A 15,776-nucleotide genomic window follows, 5' to 3' on the forward strand; every position below is an offset into this window, starting at 1 on the left:
TGCGTTTTTATGCATTTTATTACATTCTATATAAAAATATTGCAAAAAATCGCAATTATTAGAATTAATGCCTATATTTAGGTTTTCTAACCAAACAAATATTTTAAAATGAAAAAACTATTATTTATTTTATTTGGAATCATTTTGTTTGCGCAACCCGTTCTTGCGCAAACAAAAACCGTAACCGGTACAATTACGAATAGTACTGACGGACTTTCTCTACCAGGAGTATCCGTTTTAATTGAAGGAACCTCTAAAAGTACTGTAACAGATCTAGACGGAAAGTTTAGCATATCCGTAAACGAAGGTGAAACACTCACTTTTACTTTTGTTGGATTTGCTCCTAAAAAAGTCAAAATTACGTCTGGCACTACTTCCGTTAATCTTAAAATGACCGAAGAACTCAACACACTTTCTGAAGTTGTTGTCCTGGGTTCGACGGTACGAGCAACACGTAAAGAACTCGGAAATGCCGTAACAAGTATAAAAGGCGAAGATTTGGTTAAAGCACAACCCGGAGGTCTTTCGACAGCTTTGCAAGGGAAAATTGCCGGAGCACAGGTTTCTCAAAACTCGGGAGATCCTGCAGGAGGTTTCAGCATTAAACTTAGAGGAACTTCTTCTATTTTAGGTTCTTCTGATCCATTATATGTTATTGACGGAGTGGTTTTAAACAATGCCACAACCAATGTAACCAACCTGAATGTTACGAGCGGAAACTCTAATATGCAAATTGGTCAAAACAGATCGGCAGATATTAACCCAAACGACATTCAAAGTGTAGAAGTTTTAAACGGAGGTGCTGCAGCAGCAATCTACGGATCAAGAGCTGCAAATGGTGTGGTTTTGATTACAACTAAAAAAGGAGTTGCGGGTGAAACGAGATATACTTTTTCAACCAGTGTAACTTCAAACCAAATCCGCAAAAAACTGGATATGAATATGTCTGACAAACAGTTTGTGAGTACTTCTCCGGCATTATTCCCAATTCAGGGAAATCCAGCAAGTCCAACTACTGTAACGGTTTTAGGCCGAAATCTTGAAACCAGAACTACAGATGTACAACGCTACGATTATCAGGATGATATTTTTGGAACGGGCGTTGGAACTGATACCTACTTCTCGATGCAAGGCGGAGACGAGAAAACCAAATATTTTGCTTCTCTTGGTTATTTGGTAAACGAAGGAATCGTAAAAAATACCGATTTTAAAAGAGCCGGGGCAAAAGTAAGATTGAAACATGATTTCAATTCGAAATTATCCGGTACGGTAGGATTAAACTACATAAATTCGAGTTCTAATGAAAAACCGGACGGAAATGTTTTCTGGAGTCCAATTAACGCCATAAACATTACCAATAATATTTATGACATTCATCGAAGAGATGCCAACGGTAATTTATTGGCTGTTGATCCAAACAGGGTAAATCCGCTTTCGATTATAGACGATTTCAAAATCACGCAAAATACAGATCGTATTATTGCAGATTTACAATTGAATTACAATCCTTTTAAAAATTTCAATGCCGATTTGATTTTTGGTATCGACAATTACAATCAAAGAGGAAATGTATTTATTCCGAGATATCCTTATGTGGTGAATCCTGCGTATTATAATGATGGTTATGTTTCTGAAGCGACGAACAGAGTCGTTCAATTTAATAACGATTTGAACTTAAGATATCTTTGGAACATCAACGATAAATGGAAAGCAACAACTTATGGAGGTTACAACGTGCAAACCTATCGTGATAATTTTGTGGCCATCGAAGGCCGTAACTTAAAACCGTTTATTGAAACCATAAATGCGTTTAATACTTTGATTCCGGGTTCTCCAAGTTCTAGCCAGTCCAGATACAATTTATGGGGTTATTATCTTCAGGAAACCGTTGGTTACAAAGACAAACTTTATCTAACAATTGCCGGAAGACAAGATGCATCAACTATTTTCTCAAGCGATAACCGATCTCAGTTTTATCCAAAAGCAAGTGCGAGTTATGTACTTTCTGACGAAAAATTTATGGAAGGCATTCATGATGCTGTAAGTTCGGTTCGTTTTAGAGCTTCCTGGGGAAAATCAGGAAGTTTAACAGCGATTAAACCTTATGCCCGTTTTACCAATTATTCGACCGGAACCCTTTTGGGAAACAGTACTTTTACTATTGAAGGTTTCAAACAAGGAAATTTAGACCTAAAACCGGAACAAAGTGTTACATATGAAGTTGGTGGTGATTTTGGCTTTCTAAAAGATCGCCTGAATTTATCTTTCAGTTATTACAATGCCGATATTGACGATTTGTTATTGCCGGTTCAATTAGCGGCTTCTGAAGGTGCTACAAATACCATTAAAAACATTGGACAAATGAACAATAAAGGGTATGAAATTAATCTGAAATATGATCTTATCAAAAAAGAAAACCTGCATCTTGATGTGTTTGTAAACTATAGCAGCAACAGAAACAAAGTAACAGGATTACCACAAACACGTTTTAAACTGGACAGCAACTTGGCCGGAGCTCCAGTTTTTGTAGAAATGAACAAACCAATCGGAATTTTCTACGGTACTTATTTTGCCCGTAATCCAGATGGAAGTTTATTGTTAACGCCAGACGGATATCCTCAAACTGAAAAAGGTGATGTTAATACCGGAGCACCACGAAGAGATGCTTCGGGACAACCAACAGGAACTATTTTGAACAAACAAATTGGTAATCCAAATCCGGATTATGTGATTGCGTTTGGAGCCAATCTGAATTACAAAAAATTCGGATTATCAATATTATTTGACGGCGTTCAGGGCGTAGATGTTTTTGATGCCGATTACAGAACCAGACAAGGTGTAGGATCTGGAACATTAGTAACTAAAGAGCTTAACGGAGAATTACCTCGTGGATATATCTGGTCTATTTATAATGTTGAAGAATTTAGAGTGGTTGACGGAAGTTATCTGAAATTAAGAGAAGTTTCTTTAAACTATTCTTTCGGAAAATTAACCAGCTTCTTCGACGATTTAACCGTTACTGCCAGTGGAAGAAACCTGATTTCATGGGATAATTTCACCAGTTTTGATCCGGAAACCAATTCGGGCGGACAATCTTCGGTTGCGAGATACAATTTCGGAACAGTGCCAATTCCTAGTTCCTATTCATTGGCGGTAAAAGTTCAATTTTAATCAAACAAAAAACATCATGAAAAAAATATTCATCCCTATAGTAGCTTTTACATTGCTTTTTGCAAGTTGTAATGAAGATTATGTAGATCCTACAAAACCATCGTTAGAATTGGTTTTTGGAACCCGAGAAGGAGTTATTGGTGCTGCCAACGGATTACAACAGCTTTGGAGTATTGACCGTACAAGCCCTGTTTACAACACGATTACCGGAAACGGATTCACTACAAAAGAACTTAGATTAATAAATGCCGGAAATGTCGACGAAGGTGAACTTTCTGTTGGAGGCGGTGTACTTTCGACCAAAAATCAAGTCGTAAATAATCTATGGTCACAATGTCTTGTGATTAAATCGGAGTCACAAAAAGTAATCGATCACGTTGATGTATTAACTTCCGAAAACGAAAAAGCGAGTGTTCTGGTTCATGCCACTATTTTTAAAGCAATGGCGATTACAACTCTTGTACAATATTTTCAAAGTGTTCCGCTGCAAACAGGAAAAAATGCCACTTTTAATTCCAGAGCAGAAGTATTAGCCGAAGCCATTAAAATTCTAAAACTTACAGAACCTCTTCTTGACAAAGCAACAGGATTCTCTGGTTTGGTGGCTGGTATTAACTACAAAAATACCGTTTATGCGCTTTTGGCAAGAACATATTTAATGGCGGGAGATTACGATAATGCCATTGCTTATTCTAACTTGGTAGATCTTTCGGCAAAATCTGTCTTTGCTTTTGATCAGATTAGTGCGAACCCAATTGCTTATATTTCTATTACAACAAACAATGTCTTTCAACCCGTGGATTTAACCTTGGGACTACCAACAGATTTAGCGCCTGCAAGTTCTGACGGAAGATTGAATTTCTACATTAAACCGGGTTCAAATCCTACGACCGCAACCGGATTTTTTGATTCGAATACCAAATCAATTCCGCTTTATTTACCTGGCGAAATGATGTTAATCAAAGCCGAAGGATATGCTCGTAAAGATAATTTACCGCAAGCTATCATCGAGTTAAATAAGGTTTTGACCAAAACTGCCGCAGCAGATACCTACGGAATTGGAGCGAATCTAGCCCCATACACCGGAGCCGTAACCAAACCTGCTATTTTAACGGAGATTTACAGAAACCGTTGTATCGAAATGTATATGTCAAGTCTAAAACTGGAAGACAGTAGAAGATTTGAACGTCCGGGAGCAGGAACAGCCGGAGCCGAGAGAAACCGTAACTGGTATCCTTATCCGGATTCCGAAAGAAATAATAATACTAATACTCCTCCCGATCCTGCTATCTAAAAATTGCAAAATTGGGGTATCATACTACCGTTCGGACATAAATACTACAAATCAATTTTGAACACGAATTTCACAAATTAACACTAATTAGGTTTGTGAAATTAATTTCACAAACTAAGCTAGCCCATTAAAATTTGTACAAATTAGTGAAATTCGTGTTTATAATATTTATGTCCACACGGTAAAAGCATTATAGTATGCCCCAATTTTTATAAAATAACCACAATTTATTTGTAATGAAAAACAAAATACCAGAAACCGAACAAGAATCTTTATACAAAAATTTAGACCAAATGAGCACCAAAGAATTGCTCATCAACATCAATACAGAAGATCAAAAAGTACCTCAAATTGTTGAAAAACAAATTCCGAAGATTGAAAAACTGGTCAAAGCAATTGTAAAAAAAATGCAGCTTGGCGGACGTCTATTTTATATTGGAGCCGGAACTTCAGGACGTATCGGGATTTTGGACGCATCTGAATGTCCTCCTACTTTTGGTGTACCTCACGATATGATTATCGGAATTATCGCCGGTGGGGATACAGCCATCAGAAAAGCGGTCGAAAATGCCGAAGATGATACGGAACAAGCCTGGAAAGATTTGGCTAAACACCAAATCTCGAGTTTAGATTTTATTATTGGAATCGCTGCTTCGGGAAATACGCCGTATGTATTGGGCGGACTTAAAAAAGCAAAAGAAAACAACATTAAAACGGGAAGCATTTCCTGCATTAGCAAAGGATTAATTGCTGAAGTTGCCGATTATCCGATAGAAGTCGTTGTAGGTCCGGAATTTTTAACCGGAAGTACACGTATGAAAGCCGGAACTGCTCAAAAATTAACCTTAAATATGATTTCTACCTCAGTTATGATTAAATTAGGCAGAATTAAAGGCAACAAAATGGTAGACATGCAATTGTCTAACGAAAAATTAGTAAAAAGAGCCATCAAAATGATCATGGAAGAACTCAATATCGAGCAAGATCTCGCTGCTGAATTGCTACAAAAACACAAAAGCGTCAGAGCTGTTTTACAAGAAAATAATGCTAAAAGTTAAGAAAAAAACAATGATATTGTGGCGAATAAATTTCTCGCAAAGTCGCAAAGTTTTTGTCATTTCGAGGCACGAGAAATCTCCGCAAGAAGCTCGACAAAGATTGGATTTTCGTTGCGGAGTTGCTTGCGAAGATTTCTCCTTCGTCGAAATGACAATATTATGTTTAAGTTTTGATCTAGAAGCTTCAGTACTATGTGTTTAATTAAATTTCGCAGACAAAGTAATTACACCACAAAAATAAAAAAACAATTTCACAACTAATCCGAAACCAAAATGTCTTCAAGCACTATCTTAATTTTTATCATCGTATATTTTGGAATATTAATCCTCATTTCCCAGATCATTAGTAAAAAAGGTCAGGACAATGATTCGTTTTTTAAAGCCAATAAAAACTCTAAGTGGTATTTAGTTGCTTTTGGTATGATTGGAACCGCACTTTCCGGAGTCACTTTTATTTCGGTTCCGGGCGAAGTAGGATCACCAAACGGAGAACAGTTCAAGTATTTTCAGTTTATATTAGGGAATGCAATTGGGTTTATTATTATCGCCAAAGTGTTGCTTCCACTTTATTACAGAATGAATTTAACGTCTATTTACAGCTATATCGAGCAAAGAATGGGCTTTAATAGTTACAAAACTGCCGCTTCAATTTTTCTGGTAAGTAGAACTATAAGTTCAGCTTTTCGATTGTATTTAGTTGTGATTGTGTTGCAGCGTTATGTTTTTGATTTTTATGGAATTCCGTTTCCGATGACGGTGTTTTTAGCTTTAACTTTAATCTTTTTATACACTTATAAAAGCGGTTTAAAAACAATCATTATCACCGATACTTTACAGACATTTTTCTTAGTTACTTCTGTTTTTATCACAATTTATTTTGTGTGCGATAGTTTAAATCTGAGTGTAATTGAATCCGTTTCAACCATTCGAAAAAGTAATTATTCGCAGGTATTTTTCTTTGATAATTTTTTAACCAGCAAATATCATTTTGTAAAACAAATTCTTGGCGGAATCTTTGTAACCATAGCAATGGTAGGACTCGATCAGGATTTAATGCAAAAAAACCTAAGCTGCAAGAATATCGGCGAAGCACAAAAAAACATGTTTACGTTTACGGGCGTTTTTGTACTTATCAATATTATTTTTCTAAGTTTGGGAGCTTTATTATACATCTATGCAAACAAAAATGGTATTTCGACTCCGCTTGATTTAGTAACCGGCAAACCAAGAACAGATTTACTTTTTCCGGAAATCGCACTGAATCATTTGTCAATTGTTCCGGCTTTTGTTTTTCTTTTGGGAATTATCGCCGCCACTTTTGCCACTACAGATTCGGCGTTGACGGCTTTGACCACTTCTTTTTGTGTTGATTTTATGGGAATGGACAAAACCGAAAACCTCTCAAATACCAACAATATCAAAAGAAGACATTTAATACATTTAGGATTTTCGATATTACTTTTTCTGGTAATTATTGTCTTAAATTCTTTTAATGATAGTTCTGTAGTTGCCTTGATTTTCAAAGCTGCATCTTATACTTACGGACCATTATTAGGCTTATATGCTTTTGGATTATTGCAAAAATCAAGACGTGTAAACGATAAAATAGTGCCTGTAATTTGTATTATTGCGCCTATTTTGACTTATTTTGTGAGTGAACATTCGGCTTCCCTTATAGGATATACCTTTGATAATGAACTTATAATCATAAACGGATTATTCACCTACATCGGACTTTATTTTACCAGTAAAACTTCTGAAGAAAAAATCTCTTTTTAAATGAATTTCTATGTAAAATAATCTGATTTTAGCATTTCAATTCAACAGACTTCATAAAATTTAATTTTCATGAACAAAAACATAAGCACACTTTATCAAATTGCACAAAAAGAAACCCGAAAAATCATCGGATTAATGTCAGGAACTTCGCTTGACGGACTCGATATTGCATTATGCGAAATTTCAGGCTCGGGCCAAAATACCGCTGTTAAAGTAACTCAATTTGAAACCATCGATTACTCGGAAGACATTAAAATCGAGATCCGTAAAGTTTTTGCAAAGAAAGAAATTGATTTTCAGCATTTAGTGATGCTCAACGAATGGATTGGCATTTTGCACGCCGAAATGATAAACAGTTTTCTTAAAAAACGTACTATTTCTGCTGACGAAATTGATTTAATTGCTTCGCACGGTCAAACAGTTTTGCACGCTCCAAAGTTTTTACACCAACAGGAAAAATTTCCAAATGCTACTTTACAAATTGGCGATGGCGATCATATTGCTGTAAAAACAGGCATTATTACATTGTCTGATTTTAGACAAAAACATATTGCAGCAAGTGGCGAAGGCGCACCATTAGCGGTTTATGGTGATTATTTTTTATTTGGAAAAAAGGGAGAAAACCGCATTATGCTTAATATGGGCGGAATTGCTAATTTTACTTTTTTGCCCGCGTCCTCAAATGCCGCAGAAACTTTTGTAACCGATACCGGAACCGGAAATACTTTAATTGACCTTTTCACCAAACAATATTATCCTGAAAAAAGTTACGACAAAGACGCTGAAATAGCCCAACAAGGAACCGTAAATCAAGTATTATTAGACAATCTGAAAGACGATGCATTTTTCAGTCAGGAATTTCCAAAAACAATTGGTCCGGAACTTTTCAGCGAAGCTTATGTAAAAGAAGCTTTGGCAAAAAGTAATATCGATAATATTTCTGCTCCGGATTTATTGGCAACTTTAACCCGTTTTAGTGCCGAAACAATTGCCGAAGCTATTCATTATTCTGTAAAAAATTCAGCTTCCAAACTAGAAGATTTTAAAATTTATATGTCCGGTGGAGGAACACATAATCCATTATTGGTAAAATGGCTAAAAGAATTATTGCCTTGTACTTTTCACAAAACTGATGAACTGGGAATTTCAGGCGATGCCAAAGAAGCCGTTTTGTTTGCCATTCTCGCCAATGAAACTGTAGCAGGAGAAGATTTTAATTTTGGTTCGCATAAAGGAATTCCATCGGTAACAATGGGGAAAATTTCATTACCTAATTAAATAAAATTATTGTGACTAATATTTAAACATATAGAAACATAGATTTATTTCTGTAAAAAAGAAACTCGTTTCTTCACACATAGCTGTTGCATTAATGCTAAGTGAAACGCCTATTATGTGCAAAACAAATCTATCCCGAAGCTTCGGGGCTATGTGTTAAAAATAATTCCAAAAAAACGGATTAAATAAAATAAGAAAATGAAAGATCGGATCATTTCAGTAGATGTTTTAAGAGGACTCACAGTCTTATTAATGACGGTTGTAAATAATCCGGGAAGTTGGGATTATGTTTATCCTATTCTCGATCACGCAAAATGGAATGGCTGCACGCTGGCAGATCTCGTATTTCCTTTTTTTATTCTTGTCGTAGGAATTGCAGTTCCTTTGGCAATGCCAATAAAACAAGACAAATCAGAAAATATCTTAAAAATAATAACACGTTCGCTTCGGATTATTTGCCTCGGATTCTTTTTGTACTTTTTCAACAGCATTTATTTTTTAGGACTGAACGGATTCCCGCTTTTACTTGTACGTTTAGGAATCACATTCGTAGTTGGATACGCTTTAATTGGAGATTTCAATCTGAAAACCAAAACTATTCTAGCCATTAGTCTTTTTATAATTTTTCTGGCGCTGGCTTATGGCGGACATGAAAATTTTAAAGAAGTGAGACTTCCGGGCGTTTTACAGCGTATTGGGATTGTTTATTTCTTTGTTTCGATTATTTATTTAAAAACAACTGTAAAAACTCAAATTATTCTGAGTTCTCTTATTTTGTTAGGATATTGGGCAATAATGGCATTGATTCCTGTTCCCGGAATTGGTTCTTCAAACCTTGAACCAATTACCAATTTAGCTTCGTGGTTAGACAGCATTCTATTAAAAGATCACATGTATATTGCTACCAAAACATGGGACCCTGAAGGCGTTTTGAGTACTTTACCTACTATCGCAAACGGATTAATTGGTTTATTAATTGGACAATTACTTCTGAAACCTTTACCAAAAATAGAAATCGCAAAAAAAATAGGAATCATCAGTATATTATTGATTATCTCAGGATTATTATGGTCAATCTTTTTCCCAATAAACAAAGCACTTTGGACAAGTTCTTACGTTTTATTTACTGCCGGAATTGCACTTTTCCTTTTAACCCTGATTTATTATATTGTAGACGTATTGGAACATAAAAAATGGACAAAATTCTTATTGACTTGGGGCGTAAATCCAATGATCGTATTCTTTGTTTCCGGAATATTGCCTCGTGCACTCGCATTAATTAAAATTCAGAACCCGGAAAATATTTCAGATCAAATAAACGTTAGAGATTATGCTTACCAATACTGGATTAGTCCGCTTTTTGAAAATCAAATGATATCGTCCCTTACTTATTCAATATTATATATACTTTTATGGAGTTGTGTATTATGGTATTTTTATAAAAAAGGCATGATTTTTAAGGTATAATATCGACGACAAAACAAAGGGAACTATTCTAAAATTATAATTTCTTATACTCATCTAAAAAAACTATTTTTGGTTTCTGTTAAAAAAGATTGAAATGCATAAAAATCAGCAACTATTATTCTCTATCATATTTTTAATTTTCTTTGGATGGAAATCCAATGCACAGGAAAGAATAATACACCCTAAAAACGAATTTAGAGGTGTATGGATTGCGACCGTCGTAAATATCGACTGGCCCAAAACAGCCATCGATGGTGTTGAGAAAGAAAAAGCAGATTATCTGGAGATTTTAGAAGCTTATAAAAAACTAAATTATAACGCAGTAATTGTTCAGGTTAGAAGTGTTGGAGATGCGCTATATCCTTCAGAACTAGCTCCGTGGTCCCGATTTCTGACTGGAAAAGAAGGTCAGGCGCCAAATCCATATTACGATGTATTGGCATGGATGATTGAGGAAGCACATAAACGAGGTTTTGAATTTCATGCGTGGTTAAACCCGTATCGCGCCACTTTTGATCTAAACAAACAACAATTGAGTCCAAATCACGACGTTTTTAAACATCCGGAATGGATGATCGAATATGGCGGAAAAATATATTATGACCCTGCTTTACCCGAAGTTCAGGAACATTTGACAAAAGTTGTAAAAGAAGTAGTCGACAAATACGATATCGATGCGATTCATTTTGATGATTATTTTTATCCTTATACCGTTCCCGGAAAAACATTTAACGATACAGCATCTTATAAAAAATATGGTGCAGGTTTAAGTCTTGGTGATTGGCGTCGTGCGAATGTGAGCAACTTTGTTCACACGATTTCAACAACCATCAAAACAAGCAAACCTTGGGTACAATTTGGGATTAGTCCGTTTGGAGTTTGGCGTAATAAATCAGTGGATCCTAAAGGTTCTGACACGCAATCAACAGCAAATTACGACGATTTGTATGCCGATCCGGTTTTATGGATGGATCAAAAATGGATTGATTATATTCTGCCTCAATTGTATTGGAGCATGAATAATCCGAGAGCTTCTTATTCGAAATTAGTAAAATGGTGGTCAGAAAACTCTAACAATACAGCGGTTTACATTGGACACGCTTCCTACAAAATCAGAGGTGATGGTGACAAAAGCTGGAACTTTGCGACTGAAATTCCAAATCAGGTTGATTTTGCCAGAAGTTTTAAAAACGTTAGCGGAAGCGCTTATTTCAGTTCTAAATGGTTCATGGATAAAAACTTTGATGTTGTACGCTTGTTAGCAGAAAACCAATATAAATATCCGGCACTTCCGGCTGCGGTTCCTAATTTGAAACACATCATAATTGACACACCAACTGTTAATGAATTTCAAAAAGACAGCACTAAATATTCGTTCAATATTAAATCCCCACTAAATACAATAGTGCGCTATATGGTTGTTTATGGAGGCGACAGTATTTCAAAAGTAGATATCAATGACCCTTCTAAAATAATTGAGAAAGTAAACGTTTCTCAAAGCACGGGAACAATTTTATTTTCTATCCCAGCTGAAAAAATGAATAAGTATAAAGCCTGCGCTGTAACATTTATTGATTATTATGCAAACGAAAGTACTCCAACTGCTATCGACCTAAAAAAGAATTATAAAATCTATTCACCTGCACAACCTAATGAAAACAGATAATAAACCCTGGTATTGGATTCCGCTTCTCAATTTTGCATCTGGTTTGCCATATGCCGTAATTATCTCAGTTTCGGTAATTATGTACAAAAATCTGGGTATTTCGAATGAAGCTATTGGCGTTTATACCAGTATATTATATCTACCTTGGGTCGTTAAACCTTTATGGAGTCCAATAATTGAATTAATTGCAACAAAAAGAAAATGGTTTTTAGCAATGCAATTAATCATTTCTATTGCATTTGTAATTATAGGCTTTGTAATTCCTCTCACCTATTTCTTCCATTTAAGTTTGGCCATTTTTTGTGTCGCAGCTTTGGCTTCAGCCACAAACGATATTGCAACTGATGGTTTTTATTTATTGGTTTTACCAAAAGAACAGCAATCTTTTTTCTTAGGAATTAGAAGTACATTTTACAGACTTTCGATGCTTGCCGGAAACGGATTAATTGTTTTGCTTGCCGGTTATTTAGAACATAAATATGGTGACAATACAAAAGCCTGGTCTTATACCATGATTTTTGTTGGTTTATTAATGACATTTATTACAATCTATAATTTCATTTTTACTCCAAAAGACGAAATAAACACATCAGAAAGCACTGATAAAGCACATCGTCAAAACTTTGCAACTATATTTATAACTTTCTTTCAAAAAAAACAAATTGGAATAACTCTGGCTTTTATCCTTGTTTTCAGACTTGGTGAATCTCAATTACTTAAAATGTTAAGTCCTTTTTTACTTGACGGAAAAGAATTGGGTGGAATGGGACTAGACACCGAAGCTGTTGGAATAATTTACGGAACTTTAGGAATTTTCGCTTTGACTGTTGGTGGTATTTTAGGAGGAATTGCAATCTCTAAACATGGTCTTACCAAATGGATGTTTCCAATGTTTCTTGCCATGCATTTACCTATTCTTGGCTTTATTGGATTGGCTCATTTTCAGCCGCAAGATCTTTTTCATCTTCATTTAAATTTTTATTTTTTTGAAATCAACTCTCCTTTAAATCTTTACACCTGCATAACTGTTATTCTGGAACAATTTGGATACGGTTTTGGTTTCACAGGTTTTATGATGTATTTAATACATGTTGCCGAAGGAGAATCAAAAACAGCACATTATGCACTTGCAACAGGTTTTATGGCATTGGGAATGATGCTTCCGGGAATGTTAAGTGGTTTTATCCAAAAATATTTAGGTTATGAACACTTCTTTATTTGGGTAATAATCGCTACAATTCCAGGTCTTATTTTATCACGTTTTTTAATTTTCCCGAAAGACTTTGGGAAAAAATCTGAAGAAGTTTAACCCCAAATCAAACATCTTAATATGGAAATCAATGAAAATTTGCAGGCCGAACGAAACCTGAAAGCAATTGAATTTGAAAAAGCAGGAGAGATTGAGAAAGCAATTGCGTTATACGAAGAAAATATTACCGAAGGTTTTAAAGGAAATCACCCTTATGATCGATTGGCAACAATCTACAAAAACCAAATCGATCTCGACAATGAGATTCGGGTATTAGAAAAAGCCATTATCGTTTACGAAGAAATCACTCTCGAAGACCGACTTGAAGGTTTGCCAAAACTTTTCCGTTTTAAAAACCGACTCGAAAAAGCCTTACATACCAAAACTCAACTTGCCAAACAAAAGAAAAGCAAGTTGAAATAAGTAAATTTATCAAAATAATATCCTTTATTATTTAGTGAAAGCAGTAACTGATTTTTTTTAAATTAAACTTAATTTTCTTTCTACCATTAAGAAATTAAGTAATTTAAGCCAAGCTTTATGAACTTAATAGTTGTAATGGTAAAAAATAATGGAACTTGTTTTGACATAATTACTAAACTTTTTTTATTTAATCATGGTTACCTTAAAAAGAACAAACTCTGACGATACTGATTTTATAAAACTGGTAGTTTTACTGGATCAGGATTTAGCGATTAGAGACGGAGAAGATCACGCCTTTTACAATCAGTTTAATAAAACCGATAAAATAAAACACGTTGTTGTTTTTTACGAAAATGATATTCCCGTAGGTTGTGGCGCTTTTAGAGAAAAAGAAAGTGACAAAGCCGAAATTAAAAGAATGTTTGTACATCATGATTTTCGAAAAAAAGGAATTGCCTCTCAGGTTTTGGCTGAATTAGAAATTTGGGCAAAAGAAGTAGGTTATAATTATACTATTCTTGAAACCGGCAAAAATCAGCCGGAAGCGATTAATTTATATCAAAAACTCGGTTATACCATAACTCCAAATTATCCGCCTTACGAGAAAATGGATAATAGTGTTTGCATGAAAAAGACTTTATAACAATGAAAATAACAGCTGAAGCATTAAGACAAAAAGTGGGACAATTCTTTTTTCCTGCAGTTTTTATAAACGATACCGAAGAAAACATTCAGGAAACAGAACGTTTAATAAAAGAACACAACATTGGCGGATTGACTTTTTTTCATAGTCGTGCCAGTGCTGCAACGAATTATGAAAGCAAGAAAAAAGTTGTTTTTAATGACGACAGCTATCAAAGAATTAAAGACTTAATTGTTCGTTACCAAAAAGCCGCTTCTACTCCACTTTTAATCAGTATTGATGCAGAATGGGGTTTGGCGATGCGTATCGAAAAAACACCACAATATCCGTATGCAATCACACTTGGTGCTTTGCCGGAAAACAAATCGGCTTTAGTTTATGAAGTTGGAAAACAAATTGGTTTAGATTTAAAAGCTGCCGGAATTCATTATAATTTATCGCCTTTGGCAGACATTAATAACAACCCGAATAATCCCGTTATTGGTTATCGTTCTTTTGGTGAAAACAAAGAAAAAGTTGCCAATTTTGCTGTTGAATATTTAAAAGGAATGTCTGAAGTTGGAATTTTAGGCTGTCTGAAACACTTTCCCGGACACGGAAACACAAACGTTGATTCGCATTTAGGATTACCGGTTTTAAAAGAAACTCTCGAAGAATTATTAGACAATGAATTATATCCTTTCATTAAAGGAATAGAAAATAATGTAGATTCTATTATGATCGGGCATTTGGCGGTTCCGAGTTTGAACGACGGAAAAGATACATCGGCTACTTTATCAAAACCTATTATCGAAAACCTTTTACGCAAGCAATTGGGTTATGACGGTTTGGTTATTTCTGATGCATTGAATATGCACAGCGTTTCAAAATTGTACGAAACAAAAGGTGAATTGGAATGGGAAGCTTTCAACGCCGGAAATGATGTTTTATGTTTTGCCGAAAATGTTCCGGAAGGAATTGAAGCGATTCTAAAAAATGCTTCGCCCGAAAGAATCGAAGAAAGTTTCAACAGAATCATGAAAGCCAAAGAAAAAGTTGGAATTATTTCTAATCTCAATTTTACTTCCGGAGAATTAAATTTCGAAAAAACAGCAACATTGAATCTTGAAATTGCTCAAAATGCAATAACAAAAATCATTGATAATTCAAATACAAAATTAGCTTTTGATGCTCAAAAAAATAATCAATTAGCTAAATTGAGTTTATACAAAAATATCGAAAACACATTCTTCAAAACTTTAAATTCAGAATTAAAATCTCCCGAATTTGCTTTTGAAAATTTAGAAGTTTCCGATATTTCTTCAATCGAAGGAGAACTTCAAAATTTCGAAACCATAATCATTTCGTTGTTTGTTCCGAAAGCAAAACCAATGAACAATTTCGAAATTAATAATGAAGTTTTAGATTTACTTTCTGAGTTGCTTCAAACCAAAAAATGCATCGTTTATGTTTTCGGAAATCCGTACGTTTTACCAATAATTCCGAATCTTTCAAAGGCTTCAGGACTAATTCAAGTATATCAGGATTTTGAAGAATTTCAAAAAGTTGCAGGAATTCAATTTTTAGAAAACAACAATTGCAACGGAAGCCTACCTGTAAATATTGAAATTCAATAAGTTACAAAAACATTATCGCAACTCATAACTAAATACTATTACTTAATAAGTTTTTATAATTACATCTTATTGTAAGTAAGTCTACTTATGCCCTACTTTTGCACCAGAAATAAATTTTTAACTTAAAACGAA

At 34.7% G+C, this 15,776-nt stretch carries 11 protein-coding genes; all 11 read left to right on the forward strand.

The features are described 5' to 3' along the window. Positions 1-108 precede the first annotated feature (108 nt). The 11 genes from CHB81_RS15640 to CHB81_RS15695 all read left to right on the forward strand — a co-directional run bounded on the left by CHB81_RS15640 (position 109) and on the right by CHB81_RS15695 (position 15,644). The gene (locus CHB81_RS15640) at positions 109-3,171 is read left to right on the forward strand and encodes a SusC/RagA family TonB-linked outer membrane protein (RefSeq protein WP_089352803.1); all 3,063 of its coding nucleotides are present in this window, start codon (positions 109-111) and stop codon (positions 3,169-3,171) included. A gap of 16 nt (positions 3,172-3,187) precedes the next feature. Beyond that, entirely contained in the window at positions 3,188-4,465 is a 1,278-nt protein-coding gene (locus CHB81_RS15645; RefSeq protein ID WP_089352804.1) for a RagB/SusD family nutrient uptake outer membrane protein, read from the forward strand. Between the two features lie 236 nt (positions 4,466-4,701). Then, the gene (gene murQ / locus CHB81_RS15650) at positions 4,702-5,523 is read left to right on the forward strand and encodes an N-acetylmuramic acid 6-phosphate etherase (RefSeq protein WP_089352805.1); all 822 of its coding nucleotides are present in this window, start codon (positions 4,702-4,704) and stop codon (positions 5,521-5,523) included. A gap of 273 nt (positions 5,524-5,796) precedes the next feature. Continuing rightward, entirely contained in the window at positions 5,797-7,302 is a 1,506-nt protein-coding gene (locus CHB81_RS15660) for a sodium:solute symporter (RefSeq protein ID WP_089352807.1), read from the forward strand. A gap of 69 nt (positions 7,303-7,371) precedes the next feature. Continuing rightward, complete coding sequence (locus CHB81_RS15665; protein ID WP_089352808.1) at positions 7,372-8,580, forward strand: anhydro-N-acetylmuramic acid kinase; 1,209 nt, start codon at positions 7,372-7,374, stop codon at positions 8,578-8,580. A 198-nt stretch (positions 8,581-8,778) separates the two neighbouring features. Continuing rightward, positions 8,779-10,047, forward strand: a complete 1,269-nt coding sequence (locus tag CHB81_RS15670) for an acyltransferase family protein (protein ID WP_089352809.1) — start codon at positions 8,779-8,781, stop codon at positions 10,045-10,047. Positions 10,048-10,141: 94 nt separating this feature from the next. After that, on the forward strand, positions 10,142-11,713 hold the full coding sequence (locus CHB81_RS15675) for a glycoside hydrolase family 10 protein (RefSeq protein ID WP_089352810.1): 1,572 nt from the start codon (positions 10,142-10,144) through the stop codon (positions 11,711-11,713). Then, positions 11,700-13,022, forward strand: coding sequence for an MFS transporter (locus CHB81_RS15680; protein ID WP_089352811.1), 1,323 nt, complete (start codon positions 11,700-11,702; stop codon positions 13,020-13,022). The genes CHB81_RS15675 and CHB81_RS15680 overlap by 14 nt, the downstream gene beginning before the upstream one ends. Positions 13,023-13,043: 21 nt before the next feature. Next, entirely contained in the window at positions 13,044-13,385 is a 342-nt protein-coding gene (locus tag CHB81_RS15685; RefSeq protein ID WP_089352812.1) for a hypothetical protein, read from the forward strand. Between the two features lie 193 nt (positions 13,386-13,578). After that, complete coding sequence (locus tag CHB81_RS15690; protein WP_089352813.1) at positions 13,579-14,028, forward strand: GNAT family N-acetyltransferase; 450 nt, start codon at positions 13,579-13,581, stop codon at positions 14,026-14,028. A 2-nt stretch (positions 14,029-14,030) separates the two neighbouring features. After that, positions 14,031-15,644, forward strand: coding sequence for a glycoside hydrolase family 3 protein (locus CHB81_RS15695; RefSeq protein WP_089352814.1), 1,614 nt, complete (start codon positions 14,031-14,033; stop codon positions 15,642-15,644). Positions 15,645-15,776: the final 132 nt, after the last annotated feature.

The sequence above is a fragment of the Flavobacterium sp. ov086 genome, assembly GCF_900187965.1.
GTDB lineage: Bacteria > Bacteroidota > Bacteroidia > Flavobacteriales > Flavobacteriaceae > Flavobacterium.